14 protein-coding genes are annotated in these 15,263 nt (G+C 72.5%); 7 read left to right on the top strand and 7 right to left on the bottom strand.

Features of this window, described 5'->3' with window-relative positions; translation table 11 throughout:
• The first annotated feature begins 56 nt into the window (after positions 1-56).
• The 3 genes from GA0074692_RS14630 to GA0074692_RS14620 all read left to right on the top strand — a co-directional run bounded on the left by GA0074692_RS14630 (position 57) and on the right by GA0074692_RS14620 (position 3,196).
• Positions 57-776, top strand: a complete 720-nt coding sequence (locus GA0074692_RS14630; protein WP_091644889.1) for an MBL fold metallo-hydrolase — start codon at positions 57-59, stop codon at positions 774-776.
• Positions 777-847: 71 nt separating this feature from the next.
• The gene (hisS, locus tag GA0074692_RS14625; RefSeq protein ID WP_091644887.1) at positions 848-2,179 is read left to right on the top strand and encodes a histidine--tRNA ligase; all 1,332 of its coding nucleotides are present in this window, start codon (positions 848-850) and stop codon (positions 2,177-2,179) included.
• A gap of 72 nt (positions 2,180-2,251) precedes the next feature.
• A complete protein-coding gene (locus GA0074692_RS14620; protein WP_091644884.1) occupies positions 2,252-3,196 on the top strand; it encodes an acyl-ACP desaturase in 945 nt (314 codons plus the stop codon).
• Between the two features lie 165 nt (positions 3,197-3,361).
• Here GA0074692_RS14620 and GA0074692_RS14615 read toward each other — a convergent pair whose 3' ends face one another.
• Complete coding sequence (locus GA0074692_RS14615; protein WP_091644880.1) at positions 3,362-3,898, bottom strand: PaaI family thioesterase; 537 nt, start codon at positions 3,896-3,898, stop codon at positions 3,362-3,364.
• Between the two features lie 56 nt (positions 3,899-3,954).
• On the opposite strand from GA0074692_RS14615, the gene GA0074692_RS14610 reads away from it, so the two are divergent.
• Positions 3,955-4,431 (top strand): winged helix-turn-helix transcriptional regulator, encoded by a 477-nt coding sequence (locus GA0074692_RS14610; RefSeq protein WP_091644878.1) that lies wholly within the window; start codon positions 3,955-3,957, stop codon positions 4,429-4,431.
• 75 nt (positions 4,432-4,506) lie between these two features.
• Here GA0074692_RS14610 and GA0074692_RS14605 read toward each other — a convergent pair whose 3' ends face one another.
• On the bottom strand, positions 4,507-5,337 hold the full coding sequence (locus GA0074692_RS14605; RefSeq protein ID WP_091644875.1) for an SGNH/GDSL hydrolase family protein: 831 nt from the start codon (positions 5,335-5,337) through the stop codon (positions 4,507-4,509).
• Between the two features lie 256 nt (positions 5,338-5,593).
• Here GA0074692_RS14605 and GA0074692_RS14600 point away from each other — a divergent pair, with 256 nt between their 5' ends.
• Both GA0074692_RS14600 and GA0074692_RS14595 read left to right on the top strand, forming a co-directional pair.
• Positions 5,594-6,646, top strand: a complete 1,053-nt coding sequence (locus GA0074692_RS14600) for a S1 family peptidase (protein ID WP_091644872.1) — start codon at positions 5,594-5,596, stop codon at positions 6,644-6,646.
• A 113-nt stretch (positions 6,647-6,759) separates the two neighbouring features.
• On the top strand, positions 6,760-8,349 hold the full coding sequence (locus GA0074692_RS14595; RefSeq protein WP_245730310.1) for an MFS transporter: 1,590 nt from the start codon (positions 6,760-6,762) through the stop codon (positions 8,347-8,349).
• Here GA0074692_RS14595 and GA0074692_RS14590 read toward each other — a convergent pair.
• Complete coding sequence (locus GA0074692_RS14590; protein WP_091644867.1) at positions 8,318-8,935, bottom strand: DUF998 domain-containing protein; 618 nt, start codon at positions 8,933-8,935, stop codon at positions 8,318-8,320. The genes GA0074692_RS14595 and GA0074692_RS14590 overlap by 32 nt on opposite strands.
• Positions 8,936-9,149: 214 nt before the next feature.
• Here GA0074692_RS14590 and aspS point away from each other — a divergent pair, with 214 nt between their 5' ends.
• The gene (gene aspS, locus GA0074692_RS14585) at positions 9,150-10,955 is read left to right on the top strand and encodes an aspartate--tRNA ligase (protein ID WP_091644865.1); all 1,806 of its coding nucleotides are present in this window, start codon (positions 9,150-9,152) and stop codon (positions 10,953-10,955) included.
• Positions 10,956-11,029: 74 nt separating this feature from the next.
• Here aspS and GA0074692_RS14580 read toward each other — a convergent pair whose 3' ends face one another.
• From GA0074692_RS14580 to GA0074692_RS14565, 4 genes are read right to left on the bottom strand one after another with little or no spacing between them, the layout of a single operon-like run.
• Complete coding sequence (locus GA0074692_RS14580) at positions 11,030-11,983, bottom strand: SDR family NAD(P)-dependent oxidoreductase (RefSeq protein ID WP_218106668.1); 954 nt, start codon at positions 11,981-11,983, stop codon at positions 11,030-11,032.
• On the bottom strand, positions 11,976-12,980 hold the full coding sequence (locus GA0074692_RS14575; protein WP_091644862.1) for an SDR family oxidoreductase: 1,005 nt from the start codon (positions 12,978-12,980) through the stop codon (positions 11,976-11,978). Before GA0074692_RS14575 ends, GA0074692_RS14580 begins: the two co-directional genes overlap by 8 nt.
• Positions 12,977-14,299, bottom strand: coding sequence for an NAD(P)/FAD-dependent oxidoreductase (locus GA0074692_RS14570; RefSeq protein WP_091644860.1), 1,323 nt, complete (start codon positions 14,297-14,299; stop codon positions 12,977-12,979). Before GA0074692_RS14570 ends, GA0074692_RS14575 begins: the two co-directional genes overlap by 4 nt.
• A gap of 36 nt (positions 14,300-14,335) precedes the next feature.
• Entirely contained in the window at positions 14,336-15,259 is a 924-nt protein-coding gene (locus GA0074692_RS14565; protein WP_245730309.1) for an SAM-dependent methyltransferase, read from the bottom strand.
• Positions 15,260-15,263 lie beyond the last annotated feature (4 nt).

Here is a 15,263-nt window from a genome sequence, read left to right as displayed (position 1 = left end):
GGCCCGTACGGCTAGGCTGCGGTGAGGGTACGCACCGACGAGAAAGGGGAGCGGACGTGCTCGTGGCCGGCTTTCCCGCGGACGCCTTCGGCACCAACTGCTACGTGGTCGCCACCGCACCGGGGGAGCAGTGCGTGGTGGTCGACCCCGGTATCGGCGTGATCGACCGGCTCGACGCGCTGCTCGCCGAGCACCGCCTGCACCCGGCCGCCGTGCTGCTCACCCACGGTCATCTCGACCACACCTTCTCGGTCGCCCCGGTCTGCGGGGCGCGGGGCATCACCGCCTACGTCCATCCCGACGACCGGGAACTGCTCGCCGACCCCGCCAAGGGCCTCTCCATGGACCTGAGCCAGCTCTTCGGCGGTCGCCTGCCGTACAGCGAACCGGAGGACGTCGCCGAGCTGACCGACGGCGCGACGCTCGCCCTGGCCGGGCTGGAGATCACCGTCGACCATGCCCCGGGCCATACCGGCGGGTCGGTGCTGTTCCGGATGCCCGGCGCCGGCTCGTCCTGGGAGGCCGAGCAGATCTGCCTCTCCGGTGACGTGCTCTTCGCCGGCTCGATCGGCCGCACCGACCTGCCGGGCGGCAGCATGCCCGCGATGGTGACCAGCCTCCGGGAGAAGATCCTCCCGCTGGCCGACGACACCGTCGTACTGCCCGGCCACGGCCCCGCGACCACCATCGGCCGCGAGCGCGCGAGCAACCCGTACCTCATCGAGGCCGCCGACGACGGCGGCGCGCGCTCGACCGCCCCGACCCGAGGCTGGTAGTCCCCGCACCCGCGCGGCGCGCGGGCGATCGACGTCATCCCGCGCGGCGCGCGGGAGTTCAAGGAGTACCGATGAGCAAGCCCATGCCCATTTCCGGCTTCCCGGAGTGGACGCCGTCCCAGCGCATGATCGAGCAGTACGTCCTCGACCGGCTCCGCGACACCTTCGAGCTGTACGGCTTCGCCCCGTTGGAGACCCGCGCGGTCGAGCCGCTGGACCAGTTGCTCCGCAAGGGGGAGACCTCCAAGGAGGTCTACGTGATCCGGCGGCTGCACGAGGAGGAGGGCGCCGCCCCCACCGCCGAGGACACCCTCGGCCTGCACTTCGACCTGACCGTGCCGTTCGCCCGGTACGTGCTGGAGAACGCCGGCAAGCTCCAGTTCCCGTTCCGCCGCTACCAGATCCAGAAGGTGTGGCGGGGGGAGCGCCCGCAGGAGGGGCGCTACCGGGAGTTCCTCCAGGCCGACATCGACATCGTTGACCGGGACACCCTCGCGCCGCACCACGAGGCGGAGATGCCGCTGGTGATCGGGGACGCGCTGCGCGGCCTGCCGATCCCGCCGGTGCGCATCCAGGTCAACAACCGCAAGGTCTGCGAGGGCTTCTACCTCGGCCTGGGGCTGACCGACCCGGAGGCGGCGCTGCGCGCGGTGGACAAGCTCGACAAGATCGGCCCGGACAAGGTAGCCGAGCTGCTGGGCGAGACCGCCGGGGCGACCGAGGCGCAGGCCAAGGCGTGCCTGGCACTGGCGCAGATCTCCGCTCCGGACGCCTCGTTCGCCGCCGAGGTACGCGCCCTCGGGGTCTCCCACCCGCTGCTCGACGAGGGGATCGAGGAGCTGACCCGGGTGGTGGAGACCGCGGCGGCGCACGCGCCTGGCCTCTGTGTGGCGGACCTGCGGATCGCCCGTGGGCTGGACTACTACACCGGCACCGTCTACGAGACCCAGTTGCAGGGCTTCGAGCGGTTCGGCTCGATCTGTTCCGGCGGCCGGTACGACAACCTGGCCAGCTCCGGCGCGAACCGCTTCCCCGGGGTGGGCATCTCGATCGGGGTGAGCCGCCTGCTCGGCCTGCTCTTCGGCGCGGACCGGCTGACCGTGTCGCGGAGCGTACCGACCTGTGTGCTGGTGGCGGTGCCGACCGAGGAGCGGCGGGCGGAGACCGACCGGATCGCCCAGGCGCTGCGCGGTCGGGGAATCCCGTGCGAGGTGTCCCCGAGCGCCGCGAAGTTCGGCAAGCAGATCCGGTACGCGGAGCGGCGCGGTATCCCGTACGTGTGGTTCCCGGGCGCCGACGGGGCTCCGGACGAGGTCAAGGATATCCGCTCGGGTGAGCAGGTGGCCGCCGACGCGGGGGAGTGGAACCCGCCACGGGCCGACCTGAAGCCGCTGGTCAGCTAGCTGGGACGTTACTGGCGCGTACGCGATAAAGTCCCTACGGTGGCGTAGGTTACGCCACCGTAGGGAGAACTCGTGACCGCTAGCACCGCTCTCAGCCAGACCGCCCTGCTCCTGGAACTCGAACCCGTCGTCGAGCAGAACCTCAACCGCCACCTCAGCGTGGCGAAGGAGTGGTTCCCGCACGAGTACGTGCCGTGGAGCGAGGGGCGTACCTTCGACGGGCCGCTGGGCGGCGACGCCTGGTCGGAGACGGACTCGAAGCTGCCCGAGGTGGCCCGGACCGCGCTGATCGTCAACCTGCTCACCGAGGACAACCTCCCCTCGTACCACCACCAGATCGCCACCCTGTTCGGCCCGGACGGGGCCTGGGGCACCTGGGTGGGCCGCTGGACCGCGGAGGAGGGCCGGCACGGCACCGCCATCCGCGACTACCTGACGGTGACCCGGGCGGTCGACCCGGTGGCCCTGGAACGGGCCCGGATGGTGCACATGACGGAGGGCTACTCCAACAACCACGACCACGAGATCCTGCACACGCTGGCGTACGTGTCGTTCCAGGAGTTGGCGACCCGGATCTCGCACCGCAACACCGGCAAGGTGACCGGCGACCCGCTCTGCGAGGCGCTGCTGGCCAAGGTCGCCGCCGACGAGAACCTGCACATGGTCTTCTACCGCAACCTGCTCGGCGCGGCCTTCGAGTTGGCCCCGGGGCAGGCGATGCGCGCGGTGGCCGACGTCCTGGCCGACTTCCAGATGCCCGGCGCCGGCATCGAGGGCTTCGCCCGCAAGTCGGTGGCGATCGCCCTGGCCGGCATCTACGACCTGCGCCAGCACCGTGACGACGTGGTGGCCCCGGTGCTGCGGCAGTGGGACGTGTTCAACCTCTCCGGTCTCGACGCCGACGGCGAGGCCGCCCGTGACGAGATCGCCGCCCAGCTGGACACGCTGGAACGGCAGGCGTCCCGGTTCGAGGAAAAGCGCGCCGCCCGCGCGGCCCGCCTCGCCGCCTCCTCCTGACCCGTCGCGCCCTCGCCGGCCGGTGCGGGCGGCCCGGAGCCGCCCGCCAGCGCGACCGCGCGGCCGGACCGGCCTCCGCCGCGCGACGGGCCGGCGTCGGGTGCAGGTGGTCGGGGCGTGGGCCGGAGCCGACCGGTGCGGTGGGTGCCCAGGCCGTCGGAGGGTTCAGTCCTGTGTCGGTGCGGCGGCCGGCGGGCCGGGCAGGTCGAACAGGAGGCAGGTCGAGGTGGCGTGGGCGACGAGGCGGCCCCGCGCGTCGGTCAGGCGGGCCTCGGCCAGGGCGGTCCGGCGACCGCGTTGCAGCACGGTTCCCTCGCAGCGCAGCAGCCCGGAGGCGACCGTGGCCGGACGGAGGAACCTCGCGTTCAGGTCGAGTGAGGTGTAGCCGACCCCGGCCGGCAGGGTGGTGTGCACGGCGCACGCGGCGGCGGTGTCGAGCAGGGTCGAGATGACCCCGCCGTGGACGGTGCCGAGCGGGTTGTAGTGGAACTCCTGGGGGGTCAGCTCGACGGCCACCCAGCCCTCCTCGGCCTCCATCCGGGTCATGGCCATCAGCTGCATCACCGGGGGCGGGGCCAGTTCGCCGGCGATCATCGCCCGGATCAGCTCCAGCCCGCCGCGCTGGCCGAGGTGGGTGACGCTGGCGGTCGGGTCCGACCAGGAGAAGGTGCGGCTGCGTGTCGGGTCCTGGGTCTGTGTCACGGACTCAGCCTGGCAGCGCGTTGCTGCGTCTGTCAACGAGACCTAGCCTGGTCGGCATGAGACCCGTGGCACTGGACTGGTCAGTGGAGAACTGCACCATCGGTCGGGCGATGGCGATCCTCGGCGAACGGTGGACCCTGGTGGTGCTCCGCGAGGTGTTCAACGGCGTACGCCGTTTCGACGACATGCGGGTGCGCACCGGTATCCCCCGGCAGGTGCTCACCAACCGGCTGGCCACCCTGGTCGAGCAGGGGGTGCTGCGCCGCGAGCCGTACCGGGAGCCGGGGGCGCGGACGCGGTACGAGTACCGGCTGACCCGGATGGGTCTCGACCTGTGGCCGGTGCTGGTGGCGGTGCTCGCCTGGGGGGACCGGTACCTGGCCGACCCGGAGGGCTCCCCGTTGAGCGTGCGGCACCGCGACTGCGACGAGCCGGTGCGGGTGGAACTGCGGTGCGCCGCCGGACACGAGGTGACCGAGCCGCGCGACCTGGTGCCGAGGCCGGGCCCCGGGGCGCGCCGTCGGGCGGAGTGACGACCGGGCGGACGACCGTCGGGCGGAACGAGGACCGGGCGGGCGGCTATCGCCACCCGCCCGGGAGGGCTCGCGTTACCAGCGGAAGCCGGCGGCGTACGAGACGTTCGCCAGCACCTGCTGACCGGCGGTGTTCGGGTGGAAGTAGTCCCAGCCGGAGAGTTGGCTCAGCGTGAACGGGTAGCTGAACACGGCGTTGTCGTCGAAGTCGCAGTTGCTGCCGTACGCCGCACAGGCCTGGGCGAGTTGGGTGTTGTAGTCGACCACCCGCTGCCGGACCCGGGCCCGCCGGTCGACGTCGGCCTGGGCGGTCGAGGTGGGGTTCGCCAGCATCGACTGGCAGATGCCGAACAGCGACCAGGCGGTACGGGCGGCCAGGTCGCCCTTGCCGACCGACCAGAGCCGTTGGATGTCCGGAATGCTGATCAGGGCGACCCGGGCGTTGGGCAGGCCGGCCTTGATCCGGCTGAGCGCGGCGTCGATGTTCGCCCGGTAGGTGCCGACCGGGGTCATGCTCGACTCCGAGCTGGTGCAGGCGTCGTTCGCGCCCATCAGGACGGTCACGTAGCCGACGCCCTGGCTGACCGCGGTGGCCGCCTGGCCGGGCAGGTCGGCGGACTTCGCGCCGGTACGCGCGTCGTTGTGGTTGCGGCCGTTGATCGCGGGGTTGACCGCGCGGATCCGTAGGTAGTGGCCGTTGACGCCGGAGTCGTCGCCGGTGCTGAACGAGCGTGACGTGCAGTCGACGTACCAGCCGCAGGCGTTGAAGCCCCGGGTGATGGAGTCGCCGAGGCTGGCCATCGCCGACGGTGGTGGTCCGGCGTCGGCGGCGGCCGGGGCGGCCAGCAGGGGGACGCTGGCGGCGAGGGCGGTGAGGACGGTGAGCGCGCGGCGGAAGGGGGTCATCGGTGGGCCTCCGGATCGCGGGTGCCAAAGGGGGAAAGGCTGCGCTGGGCTGAGCATATAGATGGGTGTATGTATCGACAATGTTGCGCGTCGATGGCGCGCCCATGTCGTGGTGAACCGGCGGCGACCAGGTCTTGCAGATGAACTTAAATGTGTGAATACTTCAGCTCATCCGAACGGTTCCCCCAGGTCGTTCGGATGGTCCAGCAGGGCACCGCCGAACGGTGTGCCCCCGCCCCCGCTTTGGAGGATGTTCATGCGACCCACGAGGTCAACGCTCCGTCGCGCCGCCGCCGTCGCCTTCGCCGGAACCATGGTCGCCGGTTCGCTCCTCGGCGCACCGGCCCAGGCCGCCCCGGTCTCGCCCGCCTCCCCCGACGCCGCCGCCAGCCTGGCCGAGCGCCTCGGTGACCGCTCCGCCGGCGTCTACGCCGACGCCACCGGGAAGATGGTCGTCACCGTCACCGACGCCGCTGCCGCCCGCCAGGTCACCGCAGCCGGCGCCACCCCGAAGATCGTCAAGCGCGGGGCCGCCGAACTCGCGCGGGCCACCGCTGAGCTGGACCGCTCCGCCAAGATCCCGGGCACCGCCTGGTGGACCGACCCGGCCACCAACCAGGTCGTCATCTCGGTCGACAGCACCGTCACCGGCGCCAAGCTGAAGAAGGTCGAGACGGTCGCCGCCAAGCTCGGCGGCACGGTCCGCGTCGAGCAGGAGGCCGGCGTCTACAGCACCCGGATCTCCGGCGGCCAGGCCATCTACGCCGCTGGCGGCGGCCGCTGCTCGCTGGGCTTCAACGTCCGCAGCGGCACCACCTACTACTTCGTGACCGCCGGCCACTGCACCAACATCGCGTCGAGCTGGTACAGCAACTCGTCGCAGACCAGCCTGCTCGGCACCCGGTCCGGCACCAGCTTCCCGGGCAACGACTACGGCATCGTCCGGCACAGCAACAGCGGCAACGCGGCCGGCAACGTCTACCTCTACAACGGCACCTACCGGGACATCACCGGCGCGGGCAACGCGTTCGTCGGCCAGTCGGCGCAGCGGTCCGGCAGCACCACCGGCCTGCGCAGCGGCTCGGTGACCGCGCTCAACGCCACGGTGAACTACGCCGAGGGCTCGGTCTACGGCATGATCCGTACCAACATCTGCGCCGAGCCGGGCGACAGCGGCGGCTCGCTGTTCAGCGGCGGCACCGCCCTGGGTCTGACCTCCGGCGGCAGCGGCAACTGCTCCTTCGGTGGCACCACCTTCTTCCAGCCGGTCACCGAGGCGCTGAGCGTCTACGGGGTCAGCGTCTTCTGATCCGGATGATCCGGTAACTCGGACCGCGAGCGGGCCGTCGGGACACCGACGGCCCGCTCGCGTCTTTCCGGACACCGGGAATGCCTGGTCGAGGACGGGGTAGCGTCCGGCCGGTGAGCCTCTCCGCACCGAGCACCTCGGCTTGGGCCCCGTTGCGCCTGGCCGCCTTCCGCAGCCTCTGGCTGGCCGTGCTGGCCAGCAACGTCGGCACCTGGATGCAGACCGTCGGGGCACAGTGGCTCCTGGTCGACCAGCCCGGAGCGGCCGCCCTCGTGTCCCTGGTGCAGACCGCGAGCATGCTGCCGGTGCTCCTGCTCGCCCTGCCGGCCGGCGCGCTGGCCGACACCTTCGACCGCCGCCGCCTGCTCATCGCCGTCCAGTGCTCCCTGGCCGCGACGGGCACGTTGCTCACCGGGCTGACCGCCGTCGACCGGATGCCCCCGGCGCTGCTGCTCACCCTCACCTTCGCCATCGGCATCGGCCAGGCGTTGACCCTGCCGGCCTGGCAGGCGGTCATCCCCGAACTGGTCCCCCGGGCGCAGATCGTCTCGGCGTCCGCGCTCGGCTCGATCAGCGTCAACCTGGCCCGCGCCGTCGGGCCCGCGGTGGCCGGCGTGCTGATCGCCCAGGCCGGGGTCGCGGCGGTCTTCGGGCTGAACGCCCTCTCCTTCGTGGTCTTCGCCGTGGCCCTGCTGCGTTGGCGGCCGGAACAGTCCGGGGGCGACCCGATGCCGGAGCGGTTCACCGCCGCCCTGCGCGCCGGCGGCCGGTACGTCCGGCACTCCCCGGTGGTCCGCCGGATCCTGCTACGCGTCGCGCTCTTCGTGGTGCCCGGCAGTGCGCTCTGGGCGCTGCTGCCGCTGGTCGCCAGCCACCGGCTCGCCCTGGGCTCCAGCGGCTACGGCGTCCTGCTCGCCGCGCTCGGCCTGGGCGCGGTGGCCGGCGCGCTCGTCCTGCCCCGGGTGCGGCGCCTGCTCTCGGACAGTCAACTCCTGCTCGCCGCCGGGCTGCTCTTCGCCGCCACCCTGCTGGTGCTCGCCCTGGTGCCCCGGCCACTGCCGGTCACCGTGGCCCTGGTCCCCGCCGGGCTGGCCTGGATGACCGTGCTGTCCAGCGTCAACGCGGCGATGCAGCTCTTCCTACCCGGGTGGGTGCGCGCCCGGGGGCTGTCCGTGTACCAGATGGTGTTCGCCGGCGGACAGGCGCTCGGCGCGCTCGCCTGGGGTGCCCTCGGCGAGTTGACCAGCCTGGTGACCGCCCTGGCGGCGGCCGGGACGGCGACGGCGGTCGGCGCGCTGACCGTGCTGGTCTGGCCGCTGCGGGACACCCGGGGCGTGAACCGTGATCCGGCGATCTACTGGCCCGAGCCGCACCTGACGCTGACCGCGCACCCGCGCACCGGCCCGGTGGTGGTGACCGTCGCCTACACCGTGCCGCCCGAGCGGCAGGACGCGTTCGTCGAGGCGATGCGGGCGGTGGGGCGGTCGCGGCGGCGTACCGGGGCGATCCGGTGGGGGCTGTTCCGGGCGGGGGAGCGGGAGCACGGGTTCGTCGAGATCTACCAGGTCCCGTCCTGGGAGGAGCACCTGCGCCAGCACACCGGTCGGCTGACCGGCGCCGACCGGGTCGCCGAGGAACGGGCCCGTGCCCTCGTCGAGGGGGACGTCGTGGTCACCCACCTGCTTCCGGCCGACCCGGACTGACTGGGGGATCGGCGTACCGTGCTCTGCCGAGGCGGAGTGGCGACCGCAGCGTCAGCGCGACCAGCAGCGGGGCGAGCGCCTCCGCGCCCGCGGCCACCCGCTCGGCGAGCCCGATCCGGGAGCCGCCGGTGACCAGTTCCACCACGAACCACCCGACCAACGCCAGCAGCACTCCGGCCGCGCCGGCGCCCCACCGGCGCGGGACGGCCAGGGCCGGCCAGAGGGCCAGCGCGCCGAAGGCGACCGCGGCGGCGAGCCCGTGGGCGGGGGAGGAGCCGTGTGCGTCCGGCAGCGGGAAGGCCGCCACGGCGACCGTGGCGACGCCGCCCAGCGCGAACAGCAGGCGACCGGTGGCACGCAGCGGTCGCAGCCCGGCCGCGGTCACGCAGTGGCAGATTCCGAGCCCCAGCAGGGCGACGGTCATGATCCACCGGTCGGTGGCGTCGAGCGCCGCGAGGGCGCTGATCGTCCCGACCACCTGGTCGAACCCGCCGGGCTGCCGGGCCGCGCCGAGGGTCCAGCCACCGATCAGGAGAACCGGGGCGGCGGTGGCGGAGAGCAGGGCCCAGCGGGGTACGACGCGCACCTGCCGGACCGTACCGGGCCCGGCCGGCGGACGGTACCGGCGCGCCGGGAGACAGCCGGAGGCGCGCGGACGCCGACCCCGTCCCGGTGCCGGTCCACGGTCGACCGGATCGCCCGTCTTCTCCGGGTGAGGGCCGCCCGGTGCCGGTCCGCACCCGGTACCCCTGACACAATGCGAGGGGTATAGGTGGACCGCAGATGAGGAGACGCAAGTCGTGATCCGTACCCATGACGCCGGGAGCCTGCGCGCGGCGGACGCCGGCACCACGGTGACGCTCGCCGGGTGGGTGGCCCGCCGGCGCGACCACGGCGGTGTCATCTTCGTCGACCTGCGCGACGGCTCCGGCGTGGTCCAGGTGGTCTTCCGTGAGGAGGACGCGCACGCGCTGCGCAACGAGTTCTGCGTCAAGGTCACCGGCGAGGTGACCCGTCGTCCCGAGGGCAACGAGAACCCGGAGCTGCCGACCGGCGAGGTCGAGGTGACCGCGAGCGCGCTGGAGGTGCTCTCCGAGGCCGCGCCGCTGCCGCTGCCGGTGGACGACCAGGTCGAGGCCGGGGACGACGTCCGGCTCCGCTACCGCTACCTGGACCTGCGTCGTGGCGGCCCGGCGAGGGCGATGCGGCTGCGCTCCCGGGCCAACCAGCTCGCCCGGTCGGTGCTGCACGAGCGGGACTTCCTGGAGATCGAGACCCCGACGCTGACCCGGTCGACGCCCGAGGGCGCCCGGGACTTCCTGGTGCCGGTCCGGCTCCAGCCGGGCAGTTGGTACGCCCTGCCGCAGTCGCCGCAGCTGTTCAAGCAACTCCTGATGGTCGGCGGCATGGAGCGGTACTACCAGATCGCCCGCTGCTACCGGGACGAGGACTTCCGCGCCGACCGGCAGCCCGAGTTCACCCAGCTCGACATCGAGATGTCCTTCGTGACCGAGGACGACGTGATCGACCTCGGCGAGGCGATCGTCTCGGCGCTCTGGTCCGACCTGGCCGGATACGACATCCCCCGGCCGATCCCCCGGATCACCTGGCACGACGCGATGGCCCGGTACGGCTCCGACAAGCCCGACCTGCGCTACGGCGTCGAGCTGACCGAGCTGACCGAGTACCTGCGCGGCACCGCGTTCCGGGTCTTCGCCGGTGCGATCGACGCGGGCGGGTACGTCGGCGCGGTGGTCATGCCGGGCGGGGCGGCGCAGAGCCGCAAGGAGCTGGACGGCTGGCAGGACTGGGCGAAGGCGCGCGGGGCGAAGGGCCTGGCGTACGTGGTGCTCGACGCCGAGACCGGCGAGGCGCGCGGCCCGGTGGCGAAGAACCTCTCCGCCGAGCACCTGGCCGGGCTGGCCGACGCGGTCGGCGCGAAGCCGGGCGACGCGATCTTCTTCGCCGCCAGCGCGAACACCCGTGAGGCGCAGGAGCTGCTCGGCGCGGCCCGGGTGGAGATCGCCAAGCGGACCAACCTGGTCGACGAGAGCGCCTGGGCGTTCTGCTGGGTGGTCGACGCGCCGATGTTCGAGCGCACGGACGAGGGCGGCTGGACGGCCGTGCACCACCCGTTCACCTCGCCGAACGCCGAGTGGGTGGACCGGTTCGAGGAGGCTCCCGACCGGGCCCTGGCGTACGCGTACGACATCGTCTGCAACGGTAACGAGATCGGCGGCGGCTCGATCCGTATCCACCGGGGCGACGTGCAGCGGCGGGTCTTCGACCTGCTCGGCATCACCCCGGACGAGGCGCAGGACAAGTTCGGCTTCCTGCTGGAGGCGTTCAAGTACGGCCCGCCGCCGCACGGCGGCATCGCGTTCGGCTGGGACCGGGTCTGCATGCTGCTCGCCGGGGCGGACTCGATCCGTGAGGTGATCGCCTTCCCGAAGACCCGTGGCGGGTTCGACCCGCTGACCGGGGCGCCGACGCCGATCACCGGCCAGCAGCGGGCCGAGGCCGGCATCGACGCCAAGCCGAAGGCCCCGGCCGTCGCGCACACCGGCACCGCCGGCCCGGCCGCCCCGGTGGCCGACCCGACCTGATCCGCCGAGCGCGTCGGAACGACAAGAGCCGGGGTGGACCTCGTCCACCCCGGCTCTTGCGGATCCGTTGGCCGTCAGCCTTCGGCCGCGCGCTTCTGGGCGGCGATGACCTTGTTGAGCCGTTCCATCCGGGTGGCCAGGCTCATCATGCCCTCCAGCTTGAACGCCGGTGGGCGACGGCCGTCGACGTCGGAGAAGCCGTACCGCTCGGCGAGGTCACCGCAGGCGAGCACCTGCCCGGAGTCCGCCCGGACCGCCGGGTCGGCGAGGAGGTGGGCGATCGCCCGGCCCACGTACTCGGCCGAGTGGACCACCGCCGCCGGGCCGCTGCCCAGCGCCGACCAGGCCGCCTCGACCCGCTCGGTGCGGACGAAGCCCGGGTGCAGGCCGAGCGAGGTGATCTGGGTCTTGCGCAGGTCACCGGCCATGGCCCGGCTCAGCCGGTCGGAGGCGGCCTTGAACATGTCGTACGCCGCCTGGCCGAGGTAGGTGTTCCCGTCGGTGTAGCTGATCGTGACGATCACGCCGGTGTCCCGGGGGCGCATCAGCTCCACGGCGTGCCGGCTGGCGGTGAACTGGGCCCGCACCGACGCCGCGTACGCGTCGTACCGCCACATCGGCTGCTGCCAGAACGGGGCGTCGAAGCGGGCCTCGTCGGACCGCTCGTAGCCGCTCCAGGCGTTGTTGACCAGCAGGTCGAGCCGGCCGTCCTGCTCGCTGGCGATCCGCTCGAAGAGCGCGGCGACCTGCGCGTCGTCGTGGTGGTCGCAGCGCACCGCGATGCCCTGCCCGCCCCGCTTGGTCACCTCGTCGGCGGTGTCGTCGACGGTGCCGGGCAGCCCCTCGGTGCTTCCCTCGGAGCGGGTACTGCGCCCGGTGACGTAGACCGTGGCCCCGGCGTCGCCGAGGGCCAGGGCGACGCCGCGCCCGACCCCCCGGCTACCGCCGGTCACCACTGCCACACAGCCGGCCAGGGCCGGCGGCTCCCACCGACCGTCGTCGGTCGTCTGCTCGATGTCGTCAGGCACCCTGCTCGCTCCAGTACTCGAGGCTTCGTCGGTAGGCGTCCCGGTCGGAGACGTGCGGCAGGCCGTAGCGGCTGCGCAGCTCGTCCAGGGAGGACGGGAGGGCCCCGCCCGCGCACGCGGTCACCTCGCTGACGTCGGCGAGGACCTCCACGTACCGGCGGGACATCGGCGCCAGGGCGTCCAGTTCCGCCGCGGTCAGCTCGTCGGGGTGGACCACCCGGGGCGGGGTGATCCGCCGGCCCCGACGGGCGGCGTGCTCCACGCAGATCTCCACGGACTCGTCGACGGTCATCGCCTCCTTGCCGTAGGTCACCCAGTACTCCTGGCCGTGGTCGCCGGCGTCCATCGCGGCGATCGTGGCGAGGGAGAGGGTGTCCTGCGGGACGATGTCCACCAGGTTGCCCGGGTGGGCCGGGAAGATCTTGGCCCGGCCCCGGCAGATCCAGTCCGACATGAGCTGCACGATCTGGCCGCGCGAGGTCAGCCCGGTCGCCGCGTCGCCGATCAGGTTCGTCGGCCGGAAGATCACGTACGGCACGCCGGAAGCCCGCAGCAGTTCCTCGGCGGCGAGCTTCGAGCGGACGTACGCGTTGACCACGTTGGTCTCGCGCAGCGGCAGCGGGGCCGAGTCGGCCAGCGCGTGCACGAACGAGGTGCTCTGGTGGTAGATCGCCGCGTCGGCCCGACGGGCCAGCTCGATCACCTCGCGGGTGCCGTCGACGTTGATCCGCTGGTACCGCTCGGCCGGCTGACCCCAGTCGGTCAGCCCGCCGGAGTGGATGATCGCCCCGGTCCGGGCGACCAGCTCGGCGTAGGTGTCGTCGTCGAGGCCGAGCTTGGGGCGGGCCAGGTCGACCCGCAGCACCTCCACCCCGGGCCCCGACACCGTGCCGGAGTTGACCAGGCACACCACCGGCCGTCCGCCCAGCTCGCGGACGATGGACTGACCGACCACACCGGAGGCGCCGGTGAGGACGGTGACCTTCTCTCGGCTCATCCCCGGCGGTCCTTCCACTCGTACACCCGGGACAACACCTGGAAACCGGCGAAGCTGATCGGCTCCGGCGGGAAGTTCGGCCGGCGCGCGTCGACGAAGGCCAGCGTCGAGTAGTCGGTCTGCTCGCCGAGGATCAGGTCACGCAGGATCCGCCCGCCGGTGTGGGTGGCGGCGATGCCGTTGCCGCAGTAGCCGTACCCGTAGTGCAGGCCGGGCCGCAGCGACCCGAAGTGCGGCATCATGTCCCGGGTGATGTCGATGACGCCGCCGTAGGCGAACTCGAACCGCACGTCGTCCTTCCAGGCCGGGAAGAACCGGCCGAACGACTCGGTCAGCTCCTGGTAGATCGCCGCGTTCTCGTGGTGCGCGCGGTCGAACGGGCTGCGCGGGTAGTAGTACGCCCGCCCGCCGGCCCACATCACCCGGTTGTCGGCGGTGAAGCGGGCACAGTGGAGGAAGGTCTTCGCCTCGACCAGCCCCTCCCGTCCGGGCCAGTGCACCCGGCCGAGCTGCTCGTCGGTGAGCGGCGCGCTGATCAGCACGTAGCTCCACATCGGCAGCACGGTCCGCCGGAACTCCGGGAAGGTGTACTGCGACGCGCTGGTGGCCAGCACCACCTGCGGCGCGCGGACCAGACCGGTGTCGGTCACCACGGTGTGCCGCCCGCCCGGCGCCGCCGCCGGGTCGACCCGGAGCACGGGCGTGCGCTCGTGGATGGTCACGCCCGCCGCGCGCAGCGTCCGGACCAGGCCCCGAGCCAGTTTGAACGGGTTGACCAACGCCCCGCCGACCCGGACCGCGCCCTTGATCTCGGGGGAGTCGACGTAGGCGCGGGCCTCGGCCGCGTCCATGATCTTGGTGTCGCTGCCCAGTCGGAGGGCGAGCTTCCGGTCGTGCTCCAGCCGGGCGAGCTGCCCGTCGTTGAGCGCCACCATCAGGTAGTCGTTCGCCTCGTACTCGGCGTCGACCTTCTCCCGACGGCAGAACCGGCCGATCTCCAGGATGGACCGACCGACGATCGCCGACGCCTTGCCGGCCGCCTCCTCGCCGTAGACCCGGATGAGCTGGTCCAGGTCCTTGCCGAGGGTGGGGGTAACGAAGCCGTCGGCGGTGCCGGAGGCCGCGCCCCCGGCGATCCCCGCGTCGAGCAGGTGGATGGAAAGCTCCGGTCGGGCCTTCTTCAGTGAGTACGCGGTCCACATGCCGGTGAACCCGGCACCGACGATGGCGACGTCGCAGTCGACGTCGCCGGTCAGGGCGTCCTGTGGTTCGGCCGCCTCGGTGGTCTGCCAGTAGACCTCATGTCGATAGTTCGGCACAGCACTCCAATCGCTGACCCGTCGCGCCGACGACGGTCAGACCGCCTCGAGGACCAGTCGGGCCAGCCCGAGGTGACGGCGTTCGAAGTGTCCGACGGTGGCGGAGAGGTACCGCTCGTAGTCGGTGACCTGCTCCGGGCCCACCAGTTCCAGCGCCCGCTCCCGGTTGCGCTGGAGCCCGGCCAGCCACTCCGCGCAGGTCCGCGCGTAGTGATCCGGGTCGTTGCGGACCGACACCACGTCGAAGATCCGCTCGCTGCCCTGGATGACCTCGGCCAGGTCGGGGATCTCGGACTCGGTAAAGATCCGCTCGATGATGAAGAGCAGGTCCCGGACGGTCTGCCGGTCCATCCGGGCGTTGTTGCCCTTGATGTTGGTCTGGATGGCGATCCGCCCACCGGCGGGCAGCCAGCCCCGGGCCCGGGCGAAGAACTCCCGGTACGCGGCGACCCGCGCCGATCGGGACAGTCCCTCCCGGGCGAAGTGCTCGAACGCGCCGATCGAGATGATCGCGTCGTACGGCTCGGTCGGGGTGTGGTCCAGCCAGTTCTGGACGTGCACCTCGATCCCGTCCGACGCGCGTGCCCGGACCCACTCGGCCTGGGAGTCGCTCAGCGTCAGTCCGACGACCTGCTTCACCTGGTGCGCGCCGGCCAGGCGCTCCATCAGCCCGCCCCAACCGCACCCGACGTCGAGCACCCGGCGTGCGCCGGTCGCCCGTGCCCCCTCGATGAGGTAGTCGAATTTGCGGAGCTGGGCGGAGTCGAGGTCGTCCTCCGGGTCCGACCACATCGCGCAGCTGTAGGCCATCGACCCACCAAGCCAGAGCGCGTAGAAGTCGTTGGAGAGGTCGTAGTGCTGCTGGATGGCGTCCATGGACGCGCCGTCGTAGCGGCCGGAGCCGGGATCGGCTCCGGCCGCCGTGGTCGGGGCGTCGGCCAGCGATGCGTGGACGGACACTGCC

It is taken from the genome of Micromonospora pallida (genome assembly GCF_900090325.1).
Classification (GTDB): Bacteria; Actinomycetota; Actinomycetes; order Mycobacteriales; family Micromonosporaceae; genus Micromonospora; species Micromonospora pallida.
The sequence above is the reverse complement of the archived record's forward strand: the minus strand, read 5'-3'. Positions and strand labels throughout refer to the sequence as shown.